2 protein-coding genes and 1 pseudogene are annotated in these 2,718 nt (G+C 74.5%); all 3 read left to right on the plus strand.

From position 1 onward, the window contains the following. A partial coding sequence (locus AC2W7A_RS11390; RefSeq protein ID WP_485991450.1) for a helicase-related protein occupies positions 1–1,112 on the plus strand: 1,112 nt, incomplete at its 5' end. Next, positions 1,109–2,209 (plus strand): hypothetical protein, encoded by a 1,101-nt coding sequence (locus AC2W7A_RS11395; RefSeq protein WP_485991451.1) that lies wholly within the window; start codon positions 1,109–1,111, stop codon positions 2,207–2,209. The genes AC2W7A_RS11390 and AC2W7A_RS11395, both read left to right, overlap by 4 nt. Beyond that, a pseudogene (locus AC2W7A_RS11400) lies at positions 2,206–2,718 on the plus strand (hypothetical protein); the annotation flags it as partial. The gene AC2W7A_RS11395 and the pseudogene AC2W7A_RS11400, both read left to right, overlap by 4 nt.

The following is a 2,718-nucleotide window of genomic DNA, read 5'->3' on the forward strand; positions in this document are numbered from 1 at the left end:
AGGGTGGACGCGGCGGGGACGCCGGCCGCGCCGGCGAGCGCCGCGGAGGATCCCGCTCCTCCGCATGGAACGCCGACCGCGGCGTCCAGGGCAGCGTCGGTCCGCGCGAGCACCGCAACCACGGCCTGCGCACCTCACGCCCTGAGATGGTCCGCACCCTGGACCGTGAGGGGCTGCTGCCCTCGATCACCTTCATCTTCTCCCGCGCCGGCTGCGACGGCGCCGTGGAGCAGTGCCTGGCCGCGGACCTGGACCTCACCACCGAGGCCGAGAAGCGCCTGATCCTCGAACGCACGGACGAGGTGGCCCGTCTGCTTCCCCCCGAGGACCTCGGTGTCCTCGGATTCTGGGGCTGGCGGGACGGGCTCTCCCGTGGCTTCGCCGCCCACCATGCCGGCCTGCTGCCGCCCATCAAGGAGGCAGTGGAGGACCTGTTCGCGGCCGGCGCCCTCAAGGTGGTCTTCGCCACCGAGACGCTGGCGCTCGGCGTGAACATGCCGGCGCGGTCGGTGGTGCTGGAGAAGCTGGTGAAGTTCAACGGCGAGTCCCACGTGGACGTGACGCCGGGGGAGTACACCCAGCTCACCGGACGAGCCGGCCGCCGCGGCATCGACGTGGAGGGCCACGCCGTCGTCCTGTGGCGCCCCGGGCTGAACCCCGCGGCGGTCGCCGGCCTGGCCTCCAAGCGCACCTACCCGCTGAAGTCGGCCTTCCGGCCCACGTACAACATGTCCGTGAACCTGCTGGCCCAGGTGGGTGTGCGGCGGGCCCGCGGGATCCTCGAGTCCTCGTTCGCCCAGTTCCAGGCGGACCGCTCCGTGGTCGGCCTGGCCCGTCAGGTCCGGGAGAAGGAGTCCTCGCTGCAGCAGTACGCGGACGCCATGCAGTGCGAGCGCGGGGACATGTCCGAGTACATGCGGCTGCGCAAGGAGCTCGCCGGAGCCGAGAAGGCTGGGTCGCAGGGCCGGAAACGCGCGCGGCTCGGCGCGCTGAAGGAGTCGCTCTCCGAACTGGCCGTCGGTGACGTGGTCGACCTGCGCCACGGCCGCGCGCTGGGCCGATGCGTGGTGGTGTTCCCCGCGGGAACCCGCAGAACCCGCGCGTCGGGGTGATCACGGACAAGGCCCAGCTGCGCCGCGTCGGCGTGGACGACCTCGCCGAGCCGGTCGAGCCGATCGCCGGAGCGGACCTGCCGCAGCTGCTGCAGGTGAAGTCCCCGTCCCAGCGCAAGGACGTGGCCGCGAAGATGCGAGAGGCGGTGCGCACCCACAGGCCGCCGTCGGGGGGCCGCCACCGGGCAGGGTTCCGCCGCACGGAGCCGGAGGAGTCGCCCCAGGTCGAACAGCTCCGCCGCCGGCTGCAGTCCCATCCCTGCCATTCCTGCCCGGACCGGGAGGAGCACGCTCGCTGGGCCGAGCGCTGGTGGGGGCTGCGCCGAGACGTGACGAAGCTCCGGGACCGCATCGCTGGCCGCACCAACACGCTCTCCGCCGCGTTCGACCGCATCGTCGGGCTCCTCCAGGACTACGGCTACGTGGGCTCCGACCCCGGGAACCCGCGCGAGGCAGTGGAGGCGCCCGGCCAGGCCCTGCGCCGCATCTACGGCGAACGGGACCTGCTGACCTCCCTCGTCCTCCAGGACCCCTCCGTCTCCCGGCTCACCCCGGAGGACTGGGCCTGCCTGGCCGCCCTGCTCGTCTTCCAGGGACGCTCGGAGCCGCTCGCCGGGTCCGTGGTGATGCCGAACGCCCGGCTGCAGGCGGTCCACGAGGCCACGGAGCGGCTGCAGGACCGGCTCCGGCGGGACGAGACCGCAGCCCGGCTCGATCCCACGCCGGAGACGGACCCGGGCCTGGTGGTCCCCCTGCACCGTTGGGTGCGCGGCAGGTCGCTGCGGGACACCCTGCACGGCTCGGACCTCGCCGCCGGGGACTTCGTCCGCTGGGCCCGGCAGGTGATCGACATGCTCGGCCAGCTCGCGCAGGTCCCGGGGGACGAGGCCCGCACCCGTGACTGCCGCCGGGCGGCCGACCTGGTCGCCCGCGGGGTCGGTGGTCGCGTCGCTGCCGGCCGTGGGCGTCGCGGACTGACCCGTGGGTCTCCGGGAGCCGCCCTGGGGGCTGCCCCCCGTGACGGCGTACTCCTTCCCACCCGGCGGGGAGGAACCCCGGGCGCATCCGGGCCGGCGGCACTAGGCTGGGACCCGTGAGCGCTCTCCTGTTCCACCACGGCATCGTCCATTCCCCCACCGATCCCTATGCCACGGCACTGCTCGTCGAGGCCGGCACCATCGCCTGGCTCGGCGGCGACGACACCGCCGCCGCCTTCCGGCGCGACGGCACGGCCGAGCGCGACCTCGACGGCGCGGTCCTGGCACCGCTGTTCGTCGACCCGCTGTCCTCCTCGGTGGCGGGCGCGACCCGGCGCGGCATCGGGCTCTCCACGGTCCTCCACGGCTGGACCGGCGACCATGCCGGACGCGGCTCCGGAGCCGAGGCGACGGACGCGGACCGGGCGGTGGCCGTCGTCGGGTACCGGAACCATGCCTCCGACGCCGAGGGCGACGAGCCGGCCGCGGGCGTGTGGATCGCGGCGGACGCCCTGGACCAGCCGGAGCTCGATGCCGCGGTGGTGGCGGCGGTGCAGTCCGGCGAGCAGGTGTACCTGGTCCCCTCGGACCTCGCGGACCCGGAGGCTCCCCGCGCGGCGCAGGCCGCG

The organism is Micrococcus sp. LASM2_SD2, assembly GCF_057364565.1.